15 protein-coding genes are annotated in these 17,209 nt (G+C 64.2%); 2 read left to right on the top strand and 13 right to left on the bottom strand.

The annotated features are described in order from the left end of the window. Positions 1–44: 44 nt before the first annotated feature. Entirely contained in the window at positions 45–599 is a 555-nt protein-coding gene (locus C0V82_RS19385; RefSeq protein ID WP_102114054.1) for a cytochrome b family protein, read from the top strand. Between the two features lie 59 nt (positions 600–658). Here C0V82_RS19385 and C0V82_RS19380 read toward each other — a convergent pair whose 3' ends face one another. The 3 genes from C0V82_RS19380 to C0V82_RS19370 are packed head-to-tail and all read right to left on the bottom strand — an operon-like array spanning position 659 to position 4,064. Further along, on the bottom strand, positions 659–1,729 hold the full coding sequence (locus C0V82_RS19380) for a tartrate dehydrogenase (RefSeq protein WP_102114053.1): 1,071 nt from the start codon (positions 1,727–1,729) through the stop codon (positions 659–661). Positions 1,730–1,731: 2 nt separating this feature from the next. Continuing rightward, entirely contained in the window at positions 1,732–3,204 is a 1,473-nt protein-coding gene (locus C0V82_RS19375) for an NAD-dependent succinate-semialdehyde dehydrogenase (RefSeq protein WP_102114052.1), read from the bottom strand. A gap of 2 nt (positions 3,205–3,206) precedes the next feature. Continuing rightward, positions 3,207–4,064, bottom strand: a complete 858-nt coding sequence (locus C0V82_RS19370; RefSeq protein ID WP_102114051.1) for a GNAT family N-acetyltransferase — start codon at positions 4,062–4,064, stop codon at positions 3,207–3,209. A gap of 185 nt (positions 4,065–4,249) precedes the next feature. On the opposite strand from C0V82_RS19370, the gene C0V82_RS19365 reads away from it, so the two are divergent. Continuing rightward, entirely contained in the window at positions 4,250–5,761 is a 1,512-nt protein-coding gene (locus C0V82_RS19365; RefSeq protein WP_102114050.1) for an aldehyde dehydrogenase family protein, read from the top strand. Between the two features lie 215 nt (positions 5,762–5,976). Here C0V82_RS19365 and C0V82_RS19360 read toward each other — a convergent pair whose 3' ends face one another. The 10 genes from C0V82_RS19360 to C0V82_RS19315 form a co-directional block, all read right to left on the bottom strand. Continuing rightward, a complete protein-coding gene (locus C0V82_RS19360; RefSeq protein WP_245924245.1) occupies positions 5,977–7,128 on the bottom strand; it encodes an NAD(P)/FAD-dependent oxidoreductase in 1,152 nt (383 codons plus the stop codon). Next, positions 7,125–8,501 (bottom strand): FAD/NAD(P)-dependent oxidoreductase, encoded by a 1,377-nt coding sequence (locus C0V82_RS19355; protein WP_102114049.1) that lies wholly within the window; start codon positions 8,499–8,501, stop codon positions 7,125–7,127. The genes C0V82_RS19360 and C0V82_RS19355 overlap by 4 nt, the downstream gene beginning before the upstream one ends. Further along, complete coding sequence (locus C0V82_RS19350; RefSeq protein WP_245924244.1) at positions 8,483–8,794, bottom strand: (2Fe-2S)-binding protein; 312 nt, start codon at positions 8,792–8,794, stop codon at positions 8,483–8,485. Before C0V82_RS19350 ends, C0V82_RS19355 begins: the two co-directional genes overlap by 19 nt. Beyond that, positions 8,791–10,554, bottom strand: coding sequence for an ABC transporter ATP-binding protein (locus tag C0V82_RS19345; RefSeq protein ID WP_188595140.1), 1,764 nt, complete (start codon positions 10,552–10,554; stop codon positions 8,791–8,793). The genes C0V82_RS19350 and C0V82_RS19345 overlap by 4 nt, the downstream gene beginning before the upstream one ends. Positions 10,555–10,556: 2 nt before the next feature. After that, positions 10,557–11,396: an ABC transporter permease gene (locus C0V82_RS19340; RefSeq protein WP_102114047.1), complete on the bottom strand. Its 840-nt coding sequence runs from the start codon at positions 11,394–11,396 to the stop codon at positions 10,557–10,559. Beyond that, on the bottom strand, positions 11,393–12,373 hold the full coding sequence (locus C0V82_RS19335) for an ABC transporter permease (protein ID WP_102114046.1): 981 nt from the start codon (positions 12,371–12,373) through the stop codon (positions 11,393–11,395). Before C0V82_RS19335 ends, C0V82_RS19340 begins: the two co-directional genes overlap by 4 nt. Positions 12,374–12,378: 5 nt before the next feature. Continuing rightward, positions 12,379–13,902: an ABC transporter substrate-binding protein gene (locus C0V82_RS19330; protein ID WP_102114045.1), complete on the bottom strand. Its 1,524-nt coding sequence runs from the start codon at positions 13,900–13,902 to the stop codon at positions 12,379–12,381. An 8-nt stretch (positions 13,903–13,910) separates the two neighbouring features. Further along, positions 13,911–15,197, bottom strand: coding sequence for an NAD(P)/FAD-dependent oxidoreductase (locus C0V82_RS19325; RefSeq protein ID WP_102114044.1), 1,287 nt, complete (start codon positions 15,195–15,197; stop codon positions 13,911–13,913). A 195-nt stretch (positions 15,198–15,392) separates the two neighbouring features. Beyond that, positions 15,393–16,061 (bottom strand): haloacid dehalogenase type II, encoded by a 669-nt coding sequence (locus C0V82_RS19320; protein ID WP_102114043.1) that lies wholly within the window; start codon positions 16,059–16,061, stop codon positions 15,393–15,395. A 174-nt stretch (positions 16,062–16,235) separates the two neighbouring features. Then, entirely contained in the window at positions 16,236–17,162 is a 927-nt protein-coding gene (locus C0V82_RS19315; RefSeq protein WP_188595141.1) for a 2-hydroxyacid dehydrogenase, read from the bottom strand. Positions 17,163–17,209 lie beyond the last annotated feature (47 nt).

The raw sequence follows: 17,209 nt of genomic DNA, 5'->3' as shown, positions 1-17,209 counted from the left end.
AAGGATCGCTTTTCAACGGATGGGGGCTGACGGCAGGCATTGCAATGGTGCTTCTGCTGCTGTCAGCCGTCATGGTGCAGATGGCGCCTGATCCGGTGCATCAGGCGCGTTGGGTGATCCAACTGACGGCCTGGACATCGCTGCTGCTGTTCGGGTTGGCCTTCACGGCGTCCAGCCTCGTGCGCTTGTCGTCCTCACCGGCGACGCGCTGGCTTCGGCGGCAGCGGCGGTATCTGGGTGTATCGTTCGCGGTATCGCATCTGATCCATCTGTTCGGCATCATCGCCCTGATGGATCTGGATTTCGCGTTGTTTCAGCAACTGACCAACCGGATGACGGTGATTGCGGGTGGTGGTGCCTATCTGCTGATCTTGGCGATGACGCTCACATCCTTTGACCGGATGGTGCGGCTGTTGGGGCCCACTGCCTGGGGCTGGCTGCACCTGATCGGCGGCTGGTATATCTGGGCATCCTTTGCGGTCAGTATGGGCAAACGCCTGGGGCAGGGACCGCTCTATTGGTTGGGCCTGGGCGTCGTCCTGTCGATGCTGGCACTGCGTCTGTTATCACGACGGGCGGCAACGGCGACTGTGACATAGGGCAGGACAGCGTTGCTCCGGTAGAACCGAAACAACGCTGTCGAAGGGGCGGCTTTACATCACCCCAGGGCCTCTTCCACCGCCTTGCCGCAGGTACCGGTATCGGCGGTGCCTTTCAGGTCGCGGGTGCGCAGGGACGGTTCGGCCAGGACCCGTTCGATGGCGGCCACAATAGCAGATGCGGCCTCTGTCTCGCCCAGATGTTCCAGCATCATGGCCGCTGACCAGATTTGACCCACCGGGTTAGCGATACCCTGGCCGGCAATGTCGGGGGCAGAACCATGCACCGGTTCGAACAGGGACGGTCCGGTCCGGTCAGGATTGATATTGCCCGACGGCGCAATACCGATGGTGCCGGTGCAGGCGGGCCCCAGATCGGACAGGATGTCGCCGAACAGGTTGGACCCCACCACCACATCGAACCGGTCGGGGTTCAGCACAAATTGCGCCGTCAGGATGTCGATATGGTATTTGTCCCAGCGCACATCGGGATAGTTGGCGGCCATCGCCTCCACACGGGCATCCCAGTAGGGCATGGTGACGGCGATGCCGTTGGATTTGGTAGCCGATGTCAGATGGCGGTTGGGCCGGCTGTTGGCCAGTTCGAAGGCGTAACGTAGGACACGGTCAACACCCACCCGTGTCATCACCGTTTCTTGGATCACCACCTCGCGCTCCGTGCCGGGGAACATGGTGCCGCCGACGGAGGAATATTCACCCTCCGTATTCTCCCGCACGATCCAGAAATCAATGTCGCCCGGCTTGCGGCCCGCCAGCGGGCAGGGAACGCCTGGCATCAGGCGCACGGGGCGCAGATTGACATACTGGTCATATTCGCGCCGGAACTGCAGGAGCGACTGCCACAGCGAGATATGGTCCGGCACCTTGGCGGGCCAGCCGACGGCACCGAAAAAGATGGCGTCGGGTTTGCCGATCTGGTCCTTCCAGTCCTCCGGCATCATGCGGCCATGTTTTAGGTAGTAATCGCAATGCGCGAAATCGTGCCATTGCTGTTCGACATTGAAGCCGAACAGGCGGGCGGCCTTTTCCAGGACGCGGATGCCTTCAGGCATCACTTCATTACCGATACCATCACCGGGTATGACGGCGATCTTGTAGGAACGTGACATGGTTACTGCGCCTCGTTCATTTTCAGGCCGCCAATGTGGAAGGCCTTGGTTTCCAGATATTCCTCAATACCGGTCGGCCCGCCCTCACGCCCCAGGCCGGATTGCTTGATCCCGCCGAAGGGGGCCATCTCCATGGCGATGGAGCCGGTATTCAGCGCCACCATACCGGCCTCCAAACCCTCCGCGACGCGGAAGGCGCGGTGCAGGTTCTCGGTGTAGAAATAGGCTGCCAGGCCAAAGGGCGTGTCATTGGCGATGTCCAGCGCCTCCCGCTCATCCGTGAACCGGAACAGCGGAGCGACGGGACCGAACGTCTCTTCCGATGCCAGCCGCATGTCAGTGCTGGCTCCAGTCAGGATGGTGGGGGTGGCGAAGCGGCCCGTGCTGGGGCTATCCGCCTGGGCAAAGACCTTGGCGCCCTTGGACAGGGCATCATCGACATGAGCGCTGACCTTGGCCACAGCGGCATCGTTGATCAGGGGACCGATGGTCATGCCGGGCGTAAAGCCTGGGCCGACGCGCAGCGCCGTCACGGCGGCGGCCAGCTTGTCCGCGAACCGGGCATAGACGCCATCCTGCACCAGGATGCGGTTCGCGCAGACACAGGTCTGGCCGGCATTGCGGAACTTGCTGGCCATGGTGGCGGCCACGGCAATGTCCAGGTCGGCATCGTCGAACACGATCAGGGGGGCATTGCCGCCCAGTTCCAGCGACAGACGCTTCACACTGTCCGCGCACTGCCCCATCAGCAGCGCGCCGATGCGGGTAGAGCCGGTGAAGGACAGCTTACGCACCAGCGGGGAACCGGTCAGGGCGGTGCCGATCCCGGTGGGCCGGCCCGTCACGACATTGAACACGCCCGCCGGAATACCGGCCCGTTCGGCCAACACGGCTAGGGCAAGGGCGGTGAAGGGCGTCAGGTCCGACGGCTTGATCACCACCGGGCAGCCGGCGGCCAGGGCCGGCGCGCATTTGCGGGTGATCATGGCGGCGGGGAAGTTCCAGGGCGTGATGATTGCCGAAACGCCGACCGGTTCCTTCCAGGTCAGGATGCGTCGGTCGGCATCTGGGGCGGGGATCATCCCGCCATAGATGCGGCGCCCTTCACCCGCGAACCATTTCACGAAGGTGGCGGCATAGCGGATTTCGCCGGCGGCCTCTGCCAGGGGCTTGCCCTGCTCCGCCGTCATGATCCGGGCCAGATCATCAATATGGGCCAGGATCAGCGCATGCCAGCGTTCCAGCAGGTCGGCCCGCGCACCCGCCGTCAGCGCCCGCCAGGCCGGCCAGGCGGCATTGGCGGCGGAAATGGCTTGTTCGGTATCCGAAGCATCGCTGTCGGGCACGCTGCCGATGATGGAACCGTCGGCGGGATTGTCCACGGCCAGCATGGACAGGTTGCCGGCCTGACGCCATTCACCGCCGATGAAGGCAGACTGACGGAAAAGACCGGGATCGGAAAGGGTCAGCGTCATGATTACCCCAGCGCCTGGGTGACAAGGGAGAAGGTGTGGAAATCCGGATCGCGGGCCGGCGGCGTGCCCCGGATCATGCGGGTGACGCGGCCGACACATTGCAGGCCCAACTCGTCCAGCCAGGGCGACAGGCCGCTTGCCTCCGTCACGTCCACGCGACAGAACATGCCGGCATTGGTGCCCAGCCAGTGGGAGATCAGGGCCTTGGCACCGCCCAGGTCGGGCGCCACCGTGGGACCAACGACATAGCCACGCCCGAATTTACGGAACAGGGCAAAGCCCGCAACCTCATGGTCGCGCGTCAGCATGACGCCAAGTGCGCTTTTATCCATGGTGTCGATCAGGCGGCGGCGGTCCATGCCGGTGGCGCGGGCGTCCAGTTCGGGAATGATCTCCATGTCCCGCTGCCCCATGGGGCGCACCCGTTCATCGGGCAGAAGGTCCGGCAGGGGGACAGAAAAGGCTGTGCCCTGGTGCTGGAGAACGTCGCCAACCGGCTTGAAGCCCAAGCTTTCATAAAGCGGCATCCCCTCCGGCGTGGCATGAAGCATGATGGTGCGGTCGCCCAGGATATCCATGACGCCGGCCATCAACCGGCGACCGATGCCAAGCCCCTGTGCCGATGGCGAAACGATGACCATGCCCAGCGTGCCCGCGTTTTCCCCGAACAGCCAGCACATGGCGGTGCCGACCACCGCCCCATCCCGTTCCGCGACCAGACCTTGACCGAATTCCAGAAAGAACTGCCAGTCTTCCATACGGTGTGGCCAGTTCAGTTCGCGCGACAGGGCATGGGCCTGTTCCAGGTCCGCCTCGGTCATCGCCCGCAAATTCACGGCGGGCCGGGTCGGTTTTTCCATCACATCATCCCCTCGGATACCGGTTTGCGGCGGCATGAACTGCCGTGGCCGCAAACCCAGCTGTCATGCGGGCATATTAAGCATGGGCGCATGGCATTCGCTGCTGGGATGCGGGTGATTTCGGAAGATTGTGGCGTGGCTCTTCCGGGTGATCCCGACCAAATGCCGTGCCATCGGGATTATCCATGGCGCATGTGGAATGCCAGCCGGAGTTGCCGTTCGTGAGCGCCTTTGACCCTAACAGCCTGACCCTGCCCGCCGCATCCAACTTCATCAATGGCGTCCGCGTCGCCGGTGTCGGGGCTGAAATCCCCGTGCGCCGCCCGTCAGACGGACAGGTTTACGCCCAATTGGACAGCGCCGGTCAGACACAGGTGGATGCTGCCGTCCAGGGCGCACATGACGCCTATCGGAACAGCGGCTGGGCCAAAGCCGATCCGCGTCAGCGCATGCGGGTTCTACGCCGCTGGGCCGACCTTCTGGATGCGCATGTAGCGGAACTAGCTGCGCTGGAGGCGGTGGGTTCCACCCGTACCATCGCCGAGGCGACGGCCTGGGACATCCCCTATTCGGCGGAATGCATCCGTTTCTATGCGGAGTTCGCGGATAAGGTAGGGGGAGAGGTTGCTGCGACCACGCCGGACAAGCTGGGCCTGACCATCACCGAACCCTATGGCGTGGTGGCGGCGGTGGCGCCCTGGAACCTGCCCATCGTCATGGCGGTGTGGAAGGTGGCACCGGCGGTTGCGGCGGGGAATTCCGTGGTGCTGAAACCGTCGGAGATGACGCCGTTCTCCATTGTCCGGGTCGCGGAGTTGGCGATTGAGGCGGGGCTGCCGCCCGGCATCTTCAACATTATTCAGGGCGATGGAAGGTCGGTAGGAGACACGTTGTGCCGACACCAACTGGTCGCCAAGGTGACCTTCACCGGCTCTACCCGCACGGGGGCTGCCATCATGACGGCCTGCGCAGAGACGGGGCCGAAGCCGGTCACCCTGGAGCTGGGTGGGAAAAGTCCGCAGCTGGTGTTTGCTGACTGCTCGGATATGGAGAAGACGGCAGCCATTGTGGCCCGCGCCATCACACTCAATGCCGGTCAGGTCTGTGTGGCGGGGTCGCGTCTGATCGTGCAGGAAAGTGTTGCCCGCCAGGTGGTGGACCTGATCGCCACCCGGTTCCGCGCCCTGAACCCGGCCCCGACCTGGGACCCTGCCGGCACCCTTTCCCCTATCATCAGTCATCCGCAGCTTGACCGTATCCACGGCATTGTCGGGCGCACGGTAGCGGCGGGTGCAACCCTGGTGACGGGCGGGGGGCGCGCTGCGGGGCCACAGGACGGATCGTTTTTTCAGCCGACCATTCTGGCCGGCGTTGACGCGAATGCCGAGGCGGTGCGGGAGGAGATTTTCGGCCCCGTCCTGACGGTCCAGACCTTCCGGGAAGAGGAGGAGGCCCTAGCACTGGCCAATGACACCCAGTTCGGCCTGGCCGCCGGCGTTCATACGGGCGATGTGGGCCGCGCCTTGCGGGCCGTACGGGGCCTGGAGGCCGGGACCGTGTGGGTCAACCGCTATGGCCGCTCCAACGATTTCATGCTGCCCACAGGCGGGTTCAAGCGGTCTGGCATCGGCAAGGATCTGGGGCGTGAGGCCTATATGGCGAATTTGAAGGTGAAGACCGCGTTGGTGGAGTTTTAAGGATTAGCATACCTTAAATGGATGCAGGACGGGCGGGTTGTGGACAACCCGCTCCTCGTCGGTAACAAATTCACAATCATTCCAGAGGATTATGGTGGAAGTCGTCATGTCTACTGTGATCCGTGGCCGGCCCATTCTTGGTTGCAGGCTTGGCCGGATGCTATGACAGCGTCATTAACGCGTCCCACGTCCAGATATGAATTTCGGCGAACTTCTCACGTCACGCCGTTAAACCGCTCCATCCGGTAATGCGACAGATCGATGCCGGTGGCCCCCGTGGCGATCAATTCGGCCATGGTCTGGCCTACGCCCGGCCCGATCTGGAAGCCGGAACCGGAGAAGCCGAAGGCGTAGAACAGGCCACTGGTGGTGCCGCTTGGCCCCATGACCGGCAAACTGTCATCCATATAGCCTTCGATACCCGTCCAGACCCGGATGATGTTCAGCCGGGCCAGGGCAGGGGCCAGGCGGCGAAGCTGCTGCAATTGTGTCAGTGTGTTCTGCGGCTTCACGAAGGAGCGATAGGTCTCCGCCACCGCCGGTGCGCGCGTGGACCCGCCCAACACGATATTGCCGCGCGCCACCTGCCGGAAATAGACGGTTTCTACCTCCAGCGGTGTCATCACGCCGACGGCGGGTGCGATGGCGTAGGGGACGGGTTCGGTGACCGACATGGTGGGGCTGCGCGCCGTCAGCTTTACGGGTTCCCCGAACTGCGCTGACAGTTCTCCGGCCCAGGCACCGGCGGTGATCAGCAGCACGGGGGCCTTGAACACGCGCCCATCCATGGCCGTGGCGATGAAATCGGTGCCCGCCTTGGTAACATGGAGGATGCGGGTATTCTCGAATATCTGTGCGCCCAGCTTCTGGGCCGCGCGCGCAAAGGCGGGGGCCGCCAGGCGTGGGTTGGCATGACCATCCAGGGCGGAATAGGAACCGGCCAGCACATCGGTGCCGAAGAAGGGGAACCGGTCGCGCAAGGCATTGCCGGTCAGGATTTCAAGATCCAGCCCGTTCTGCCGTGCGTCCGCGGCATATTCCTCCATCTTGCCGATATTTTCCGGCCGCTCGCGATAGCAGACCCGGATGTGGCCGGACTGGAGATATTCGACATCCGCTCCCAGCAGTTCATTGGCCTTGCGCCAGATTTCCAGCGACCGGTTGGCCAGATGCAACTGATGGATGGGCCGGCCCTGGCGGCGGACATTACCGAAATTGGTGCCGCTGGCCTGCCGCCCCACGAGATCGCTTTCGATCAGGGTGACGGATTTGCCATGGGTATGGCGCAGGAAGAAAGCGGCGGATGAGCCCATCAGGCCGCCGCCGATGATCAGCACGTCGCTGTGCGTCACAGGGGTGTTCATCATTCCGCCTCCCCGATGGCGATGGGCAGGGGCTTCACCGGGGCCTGACCGCGCAGGCGGCCGGCATCGGCCACCGGGAACTCACCATGCGCCGCGATCACCTCCGCTGCCGCATGCCCGCAATAGCGGCCCTGGCAGCGGCCCATGCCCACCCGGCTGAAGGCCTTGGTACGGTTCGTTTCCGCCGCCCCCGTCACATCCATGGTCCGGCGTACATCGCCCACCGTCACGCATTCGCAGCGGCATAGGATCGTATCATCGGCAAGGGCTGCTGCCTGCTGGTGCGGCCAAGGGAACGCCTTGGCCAAGCCGCGCGCGAAGCGGCCATAGCGCCCGATCTCCCGCCGCAGCATGATCATTGCGCCCTTGTCGACAGGAAAACCTAAGTCGGAGAGCGCAGCCAGGGCCGCCAACCGGCCCGACGCTTCCGCTGACCGAGCGCCCAGCACCTTGGCCCCGTCACCGGCCAGATAAAGCTTCATGGGCGCATCGGCCCGGCCGTCCTCGTCCCGCACCGGCAGGTATTGGCGCGTCAGTTTGTCAAAGGCAAAGCTACAGCGAGCCAGATCGGCCAACTGTGTTTCGGGCCGCAAGTGATAGCCCATGGCAACAGCATCCGACGCGAAATGCCGCTCGTCGCCATTGCCCAGTCGGACCGTTACCCCGGTCACTCCCGTCTTGGCATCGCCATTGATCGCCACCGGCGTGACACCGGTCAGCAGCGGCACCCCCGCCGCTTTGATGGCGCGGGTCAGGGCGATGCCGTTCCACAGGACCGACGGAAGGGCGAGAAGGTCGGGCAGGGCGGTGATGCGGGCGGTGAAGCTGGACGTATCCAGCACTGCCGCCACCCTGGCCCCCGCCTTGATATATTGCGAGGCCACCAGATAGAGCAGCGGGCCGGTGCCCAGGAACACCACCTGCGACCCGATGGACACGGCCTGCGCCTTCAGCGCCACCTGCGACCCGCCCAGGCTGTAGGTGCCGGGCAGATCCCAGCCCGCCATGGGCATCAAGCGGTCGGTGGCCCCGGTACACAGGATCAGGGCGTCATAGGGCAGGGCCTCCTGCGCCCTGCCACTGGCGGTCCAGACATGGCCGTCGGCAATGTTCCAGACCAGGGTTTCGGCCCGGTAATCGATGCGGTCGCCCAGGGCATCGAACCCGTCATGCACGGCCTTGGCGCGGTCTGCCTCAGTTCCATAGAGGTCGCCATAGGGTCGGCGGAAATTATCCGGCTGCCGGCGATAGATTTGGCCGCCTGCCCGCCGCCCCTCATCAATCACGATGGGGGTAAGGCCGGCAGCGGCGACGGTTTCGGCGGCCCTTACCCCGGCAGGACCGGCACCGACGATAATCACCCGTGGTTCGGCCATGATGCCCCCGGCTGGCTGGTGGTGACGGACATGCCATCCTCGGCAATGGTGGAACAGGCGCGCAGCCGGTGGCCGCTGTCGGTCCAGACCCAGCAATCCTGACAGGCCCCCATCAGGCAGAACCCCGCCCGGTTGCCGTCGGTGAATTCCGACTGTCGCAGGATGCCGCCCCCTGCCAGCATGGCCACCATCAGCGTATCGCCTTCCATGGCCTGCACGCGGATGCCGTCGATGGTGATGTGGATGGCGGGCCGGTCCCGTTCGGCCAGCCGTACGAAGCGCCCTTGGCTCACGATGCTCCCTCCGCTGCGCCCTCTGGCCGATGGCACAGGATGATGTTGCCCCCCGGCGTCCGGTGCCGGGGCGGGGTGAATTCCTCACAGGTGCCGCCGACGCGCCAGGAACAGCGCGGCAGGAACCGGCACAGATCAGCCCCGTCCTTGGGCTGTCCGATGGCCGGCGGCGCGGGGCGTGCGCCCTGTTCCTCCAGCCAGCCCGGCCGCAATTCCGGCACGGAGCCGATCAACAGGTCGGTATAGGGATGGCGGGCCACGCCCTCATAGCCCTGCCGTCCGCCCGTTTCTACCTGCGTGCCGGCATACAGCACCATAATATCGTCCGCGATGGCGCGGACGGTGGCGATGTCATGGCTGATGAAAAGATAGGCCAAGCCCAGTTCCCGCTTCAATTCGGCCAGCAGGTCCAGAATGGCGGCCCCCACCACCGTATCCAGCGCCGACGTCACCTCGTCGCACATGATCAGGTCGGGTTTGGCGGCCAGCGCACGGGCCAGATTGATACGCTGTTTCTGTCCGCCCGACAGGCCGCCGCAGGGCCGGTCGGCCAGCGATGCCGGCAGCTTGATCAGGTCCAGCAGTTCCGCGACCCGCCTGGCCGCCGCCGGTCCTTTCAGCCCGTGATAAAAAGCCAGCGGCCGCCCGATAATGTCGCCCACCGAATGGGCGGGGTTCAGCGCCGTGTCGGCATTCTGGAAGACAAGCTGGATGCGCCGGAACTGTTCCTTGTTGCGCATGGACAGGGCCGGCGGCAGGCGGGCGCCGTCGAAATTGATCGACCCGGAGGAGGGGGGCAGCAGGCCGGCAATCACGCGGGCCAGGGTGGACTTGCCCGACCCGCTTTCCCCGATGACGCCCAGCGTGGCACCGCGCGCGATGGTCAGGTTGATGTCGCGCAGGATGGGCGTGGCGCCGTAGCCGGCGTTCAGTCCCTTGATCTCCAGCAGCGGGGCGGTGGCCCCCTTCGGTGCCTCCACCGCCGCCCGCTCCGGCCGCGCCGCCGCCATCAGGGTACGGGTATACTCGTCCTCCGGCTGTTGCAGCACCTGCACCGCTGACCCGTTTTCCCGGATACGGCCCTTGTTCAGCACCACGATGGCATCGGCCATCTGCGCCACCACGGCCAGATCGTGGGAGACATAGACGGCGGTCGCCCCCTGGTCGCGCACCGCCTGCTTGAAGGCGCGCAGCACCTCGATCTGGGTGGTGACGTCCAGGGCGGTGGTCGGCTCGTCCAGGATGACTAGTTCCGGACCCGTAATCAGGGCCATGGCCGCCATCAGGCGCTGCAACTGCCCGCCCGACAATTGGTGCGGATACCGCTCGCCGATGCTGTCCGGGTCGGGCAGGGCCAGCGACCGGAACAGAGCAACGGCCTTCGTCTCCGCCTCTTTGCGGTCCATTCTTCCATGGATCAGGGCGGGTTCCACCACTTGGTCCATGATGCGCCGCGACGGGTTGAATGATGCCGCCGCCGACTGCGCGATATAGGACACCCGGTCCCCCCGCAGGGCCGCCAGCCCATCCTCATCCAGCGACAGGACGTCGGTATCGCTCACCCGCACCGAGCCGCCCGCGATACGGCAGCCCAGACGGGCGTAACCCATCAGGGCCATGGCGATAGTGGTCTTGCCCGACCCGCTTTCCCCAATCAGGGCCAGCACACTGCCGCGCGGAATACTGAAATCCACATCCGCCACGATGGTATGGGCACCGGCGGCGACGCACAGGCCGCGCACTTCGACATGGGTCTGCATGCTTATTCCTTCCCGGCCATGCGTCGGCCCCGCCCGGGCAGCGCGTCGATCAGCAGGTTGACGCCGACCGTCAGGGTGGCAATCGCGATGGCCGGCATTAGGATGGCGGGTGCGGCCTCACCCAGACCGGAAATATTCTCGCGCACCAGGGACCCCAGATCGGCATCCGGCGGCTGCACGCCTAAACCCAGGAAGGAAAGGCCCGACAGCAGCAGCACGATGAACACGAAGCGCAGACCGAAATCGGCCAGCATCGGGTGGATCATGTTTGGCAGGATTTCCCGGATGGCGATATAGGCCGCCCCTTCACCCCGGCACCGGGCCACCTGCACATAGTCCATTTGCGCCAGATTGACGGCCAGCGAGCGTGCAATACGGAAGGAGCCCGGCATATAGGTGACAGAGGCGACCAGCAGCAGCAGCGGCAGCGAGGAGCCGACCACCGCCACCAAAACCAGGGAGAAGATTTTCGACGGGATGGAGATCAGCGTATCCATGAACCGGCTAATTCCCTCATCCAGCCAGCGCGGGCTTACAGACGTCAGCAGGGCCAGGGTGATGCCCGCCGTGCTGGCCAGCAATGCCGCGGCCAGCGCCAGACCGACAGAGTAGCGGGCCCCCGACAGCAGCCGGCTTAATACATCGCGGCCCAGATAGTCGCTGCCCAACAGGTGAGCGCCGGTGAAGCCGGCAAACACGTCATGGGCCACGAAGGCGCCGGGATCATACGGGGCCAGGAATGGGCCGATGATGGCGATCAACAGCCAGAACAGCACCAGCGCTAGACCAATGCGGCCACTGCCGGAAAGGGCTTTCACCCAGGATCGGATCGCGTTCGTCATCGGTTGCGCAGCCTCGGGTTGGCCAGGATGGCGACGGTATCGGCAATCAGCACCAGCAGCAGATAGGCGGTGCAGAAGATCATGGCGCAGGCCTGCAGCAGCGGCATGTCGCGGCTGGTGACGGCATTGACCATCAAGCTGGCCAGACCTGGATAATTGAAGATCGTTTCCACAATGATCGCCCCGCCCAGCAGGTAGGACAGCGACAGCGCCATGGCGTTTACGATGGGGCCGATGGCGTTGGGCAGCACATGGGTCAGCACTACCCGCGCCGGCTTGATCCCCTTGAGCAGGGCCATCTCCACATAAGGCTGGCTCAATTGCTGGATGATCGCGGCCCGTGTCATGCGGGCCATCTGGGCGATGACGATCACCGACAGGGTCAGGATCGGCATGGCTAGCGACCGCAGCACGAGCCACGGGCTGGCATCGGGCGGGATCAGCGCAATTGAGGGAAGCCAGCGCAACTGGACAGAGAGAACCAGCACGGCCAGCGTGGCGACCAGGAATTCCGGCAGCGCCACCATGGACAGGGTCGCCACATTCAGGCCCCGGTCCAGGCGGGCATCGCGGTGCATGGCCGACAGGATGCCGATGGTCAGGGCCACCGGCACCGACACCATGGCCGACAGGGCCGCCAGCAGCAGCGAATTGGGCAGGCGGGCCGCGATGACATCGGAAACCGCCATGTTCGCAACCAGCGAATAGCCGGGGTCCCCGGTCAGCATGCCGACCAGCCAGCGCACATAACGTTCAGGGGCGGGTCGATCCAGGCCGAACTTTTCACGCAGCGCCGCGACCGCATCGGCAGTGGCCGCCTGGCCCAGCATTTCCTGCGCTGCGTCACCGGGCAGAAGCTGGGCGATAAAGAACACGACAAGCGAGACGAGCAGCAGCGTCAGCATACCTGACGCAATCCGCTTGCCAATCAGGGGCAGGGCGGTGGCCAGCAGGCCACGGGTCGCGGGTCCGGCCATGATAATCAGCCCTCCCACCAGACATGTTCGGGGAATTTATAGCCCATGAAGCCGCCCAGCGGGATGGGGCGTAGGCCTTTGACTCGCTTATCGAACCCATCGATCAGGGTGATGAAGACGGGGATCGCCGTGCCGCATTCGGTCGCCACAATCTCCTGCATCTCGCCATAAATTTCCTTGCGCAGGGCGAAATCCCCCTGGGCGCGGGCTTCCAGCAGCAGCCGGTCGAACCGTTCATTCTTCCAGCCGCTTTCGTTCCAGGCGGCGGTCGATTTGTAGAACAGGCTGAATATCAGATCGGCGGTGGGGCGCGGGTTGGTATTGCCGAAGCCCAGCGGATGCTTCATCCAATGGGTGGACCAGTAACCATCCGCCGGCATGCGGTTCACCGCCAGCTTCAGTCCGACCTTAGATCCGTACTCTTGCAGCACCGATGCCATATCGACCGACCCCTCCGCCGCGGGCGAGCAGTAAAGTGGCAGTGGAGTTGAAGGCAGATCGGCCCGGGCGAAATGATAGCGCGCACGGTCCAGGTCCAATGTCCGCTGTGGTATATCGGCCCGGTAAAGCGGGTCGAAGGGCGGGATCGGATGGTCATTTCCGATGGTGGCGTAATCACGGAACAGGGCGCGTTTGATCAGGTCACGATCGAACAGATATTTCATACCCAGCACGAAATCCGGGCTGCTGGTCGGTATCGCATCGCGGCGCATGATTAGGTTGGTGTACAGGCCCGACGGCGTCACCAGCAGTTCATGCGTGCCGCTTTCCCGGATGCGGCGGGTGGACCGGGGATTGATGGCCAGGATCATCTGCACATCACCCGACAGCAGCGCATTGACCCGCGCCACTTCGTCTGGGATGCCGATCAGTTCCAGACTATCCAGATAGGGGCGGCCATCGCGGAAATAATCCTCGTTACGCACGCCCAGGGTGCGCACACCCGGCTGGAACGTCTGGCACCGGAATGGTCCGGTGCCGTTAGCCGTGCTGAAATTCGTGGTACCGGCCTTGATGATATAGAAATGCGACTGCGCCAGGATCGACGGCAGGTCGACATTCGGGCTGGTCAGCACGATCTCTACATCACGCGGTGAGACGGCCCGAACAGAGGCCATCTGCGACGCGATGGGCTTTACCTTCGATCCCGACGCCGGGTCCTGCAGGCGCAGCAGGGAGAAGACCACGTCATCGGCGGTGAGTTTGCTGCCATCATGAAACTTCACATCGTCGCGCACGACAACACGCCAGATCATCTGGTCACTGCTATTCAGGCTTTCAGCCAGGCTCAGGCGTGGTTGGGCATTGTCGTCATAATCCGTCAGGCCATTGTAGAACATGGCGTGACGGCAGTAATCGGTGGACAACGCGCCCTTGGCAGGGTCCAGCGTGTCGGCGGTGGAACTGGACATGCAGGCGGCGGTGACATGACCGCCGCGTCGGGGTTGCGCGCTGGCCAACCGGGGCAGCAGCCCCATCATGCCGGCGGCAAGGCCCGTGCCTAGCATCTGACGTCGGGAAAGGCGCATGGGGCCCCTCAATGCAGGATGTCCTGGATACGATAGTAAAGGCCGACCAGCGGCAGGAACCAGGGCTTGCCCAGATGGCCCGGAACGGGGGGCCAGGACAGGTTGGCCCAGGGGTTGGCCGAGGGGTCGCCGCCCATCACCCGTGCCATGCGCTCGCCCATATGCACCGCCATCTGGGTGCCATGGCCGCTATAGCCCATCGCGTAAAAGATGCCGTCATGTTCACCGGCGCGGGGCAGGCGGTCGGCGGTGAGGTCCACCATGCCGCCCCAGCAATAATCAACCTTCACGTCTTTCAAGGCTGGGAACAGGGTGCGCATCGCGTTGTCCAGGATTCGCCCGCTTTTGGCGTCTGACAGCGGGTCCGACACCGCAAACCGCGCCCGCCCGCCAAAGATCAGGCGGTTGTCCGGCGACAGACGGAAATAGTTCCCGATATTCTTGCTGGTCACATAGTTGCGCTGTCCCGGAAACAGGCTTTGCGTCATCGCCTCTGGCAACCGCTCGGTCGCGATCACGAAAGAACCGACCGATACGATACGCCGCCGGAACCAGCCGAACGGACCCACCGGGCTGGCCCCGCCGGTAGCGACCAGCACCTGTTTGGCGTGTACAAGACCCTTCGGTGTCCGAAGTTCCCAGCCGCCACCGGCTGCGTTGGCCAAGCCGGTGACCGGTGCCCCTTCATGGATCAGGGCACCCTTGCGCGCCGCCGCCTCTGCCAGACCCACGCCGAACCGGCCGACATGCAACTGTGCGCTGGTGGTTTGCAGCAGGCCGCCATGGAAATCGTCAGATCTGATTTCAGAGGCCAGATCGGCCCGCGACAGCAGGTGGACATTGGGATCGACCGTTGCCAGCGTGTCAGCCGCGCGGGCCAGCTTGTCGTAATGTTCCGGCTTTGCCGCCAGCTTCAACCGGCCACAGCGGCGGAAGGAACAATCGATCCCTTCCTCCCGCGCGATCCGCGCCACATCGTCCACGGCATCGACATGCGCCTGATAATATTTGCGCGCCGTCTCCACCCCGAACCGTCCTGCCAGGGCCGCAAAATCATGGGCCGTGCCGCTGTTGCACTGCCCGCCATTGCGGCCTGACGCCTCGCCTGCCACCCGGCCTGCCTCCAGTACAATGGTGCTGGCGCCTTGCTTGGCCAGCGCCAGCGCCGCCGATAGGCCGGTAAACCCACCCCCGATGATCGCCACATCCACCCGACCCTCAACAGGCCCCGCCGCCCCGCCGGTAAAGCGGGGGGCGGTGTCCAGCCAGTAGGAAAGGGTTTGCGATGCGGTCATGGAGGATCACCGGGTTGGAGAAAATGCGCCAATATCGTTGCCGCAGCTTTCACTGCTCCCCCGGTCATCCCCGCGAAAGCAAGGACCCAGTGCGGAGCGGCATCTGTCACGATAAGACTTATATCGGCGCTGACAGCGCCTAATGCTGGGCCCCCGCTTTCGCGGGGGTGACACAAAAAGAACGGTACGGATAACTCACAACCCCAGCAGCGCCGGCAGGATGCCGATATGCGGGATTTCGTAATCGCGATAGTTGGGGTTGGTCGGCTCATGACCGCGCGCCACGAAGACGCGGGCGCCAAAGCCCAGATCGGTGGCGCTATTCTGGTCATAGCGGAAGCTGGAGCTGACATGCATCATCTCCTCCGGACCACAGCCCAACTGGTCGAACATATATTCGAACGCCTGGAAGCGGGGCTTATAGGCCTGGGCCTGCTGTGCCGTATAGACGCGGTGGAACGGGGCGCCCAGCAGGGCCACATTATGGTGGATCTGCTCGTTCATGGCGTTGGACAGGATGACCAGCGGGATTTCCTTGGCCACCTTGGACAGGCCCTCTGCCACGTCGGGATGCGGGCCCCAGGTCGGCACGGCGTCATAGATGCGGCGCGCTTCCTCGGGCCGGAACTCGACCTTCCACTTCTTACAGGTACGCTCCACGGCATTGTGGATTACCTGATCATAGGGCTTCCAAGCGCCCAGCACCTCGTCCAGGCGATAGGCGGAGAAGTCCTTGCAGAACTTTTCCATATGCTCCGGCGCGATACGGTCGGGGAACATCTCGCGCGCCATCTCCGACATGCGGAAACGGGTCAGCGTGCCATAGCAGTCGAAGGAGATGTATTTGGGCCGGAAGGGGGCCATGGCGTCGTCTTTCCATTGCTGCGGTGAAGATCGGGAGGCGCCGTTCAGCGCCCTGCACGAGAGATATTAGGCCATGGTGAAACCGGAACTTCTGTCTGAAAGCGGGAAGGGGACAGCAGGGAATGCGGATTTGCCGGCCACCTGTGCGGCATGTTCTGCTGCGCCCTGCAGTGCTCAATATCCACGCGACCGGTCTACCTGTCCCTGCATCGGCTGGCCCGCCTGATGGCGGCGGATATTGGCGATCAGAACCTCCACGGACGAATCATCCCTTGTCTGGCTGGCCACATGCGGGGTCAAAAGGATACGGGGATGCGACCAGAATGGATGGTCCGCCGCCGCCGGTTCGGTATTCAGCACATCAATGACCGCCCCCGAAAGCTGCCCGCAGTCCAAAGCCGACAGCAGATCGTGCTCCATCAGATGCCCGCCGCGTCCGACATTGATGATGCCGGCACCGCGCGGTAGAAGATCGAAGCTTTTGCGGCACAAAATGCCGCGTGTCTGGTCGGTCAACGGCAGCAGGCAAATCAGGATGTCGCAACCTGACAAAAAGGCGGGCAGGGCGTCGGCGCCAGCGAAGATTTCCACGCCCTCGACATCCCCGCCAGACCGGCTCCACCCGCGCAGGGGGAAACCGAACAGGCGCAGGGCACCCAGCACCGCCGTGCCCAGAGTACCCAGCCCCATGACGCCGACCCGCCGCTGCCCGGCCGGCAGAAGGTGACGCGGCGCCCAGCGATGGTCCGCCTGCGCCTGCCGGTAATCCAGCATCTCGCGATGCAAGGCCAATGTAGCGAAGGTGGCGTACTGCACCATGCCGTCGGTCAGGCCTGGCTCCATCATCCGCACGACCTGGATATGGTCCGGCACCTGCGACAGGTCCAGCTGGTCCACCCCGGCCCCAACAGAGAACAGGACCTCCAGATTGGGCAGCCCCTCCAGCAGGTCACGCGTCACCGTCCAGGCCGCCAGATAGCGGATATCGGCGGCGTCACTGACTTCTGGCCAGGTACGGAACTGCATGTCGGGTAGCAGCCGGGCAAAGGCCTCACTCCAGATACGGCCACGTTCCGCCGATGATTTAAACAGGAAAGCCATGATGATCGCTCCTGTCAGGACAAATAAAAACCCCCGCCCAGGGGGAA

Source organism: Niveispirillum cyanobacteriorum (genome assembly GCF_002868735.1).
GTDB lineage: Bacteria > Pseudomonadota > Alphaproteobacteria > Azospirillales > Azospirillaceae > Niveispirillum > Niveispirillum cyanobacteriorum.
This window is presented reverse-complemented; position numbering and strand designations above follow the sequence as displayed.

Coding starts and splice junctions, on each gene's coding strand:
- C0V82_RS19360 (WP_245924245.1), bottom strand. CDS start 7,128: ATGATGAACACCCCTGTGACGCACAGCGACGTGCTGATCATCGGCGGC.
- C0V82_RS19365 (WP_102114050.1), top strand. CDS start 4,250: ATGGCGCATGTGGAATGCCAGCCGGAGTTGCCGTTCGTGAGCGCCTTT.
- C0V82_RS19330 (WP_102114045.1), bottom strand. CDS start 13,902: ATGCGCCTTTCCCGACGTCAGATGCTAGGCACGGGCCTTGCCGCCGGC.
- C0V82_RS19325 (WP_102114044.1), bottom strand. CDS start 15,197: ATGACCGCATCGCAAACCCTTTCCTACTGGCTGGACACCGCCCCCCGC.
- C0V82_RS19375 (WP_102114052.1), bottom strand. CDS start 3,204: ATGACGCTGACCCTTTCCGATCCCGGTCTTTTCCGTCAGTCTGCCTTC.
- C0V82_RS19380 (WP_102114053.1), bottom strand. CDS start 1,729: ATGTCACGTTCCTACAAGATCGCCGTCATACCCGGTGATGGTATCGGT.
- C0V82_RS19340 (WP_102114047.1), bottom strand. CDS start 11,396: ATGACGAACGCGATCCGATCCTGGGTGAAAGCCCTTTCCGGCAGTGGC.
- C0V82_RS19345 (WP_188595140.1), bottom strand. CDS start 10,554: ATGCAGACCCATGTCGAAGTGCGCGGCCTGTGCGTCGCCGCCGGTGCC.
- C0V82_RS19315 (WP_188595141.1), bottom strand. CDS start 17,162: ATGGCTTTCCTGTTTAAATCATCGGCGGAACGTGGCCGTATCTGGAGT.
- C0V82_RS19335 (WP_102114046.1), bottom strand. CDS start 12,373: ATGGCCGGACCCGCGACCCGTGGCCTGCTGGCCACCGCCCTGCCCCTG.
- C0V82_RS19320 (WP_102114043.1), bottom strand. CDS start 16,061: ATGGCCCCCTTCCGGCCCAAATACATCTCCTTCGACTGCTATGGCACG.
- C0V82_RS19370 (WP_102114051.1), bottom strand. CDS start 4,064: ATGGAAAAACCGACCCGGCCCGCCGTGAATTTGCGGGCGATGACCGAG.
- C0V82_RS19355 (WP_102114049.1), bottom strand. CDS start 8,501: ATGGCCGAACCACGGGTGATTATCGTCGGTGCCGGTCCTGCCGGGGTA.
- C0V82_RS19385 (WP_102114054.1), top strand. CDS start 45: ATGGTGCTTCTGCTGCTGTCAGCCGTCATGGTGCAGATGGCGCCTGAT.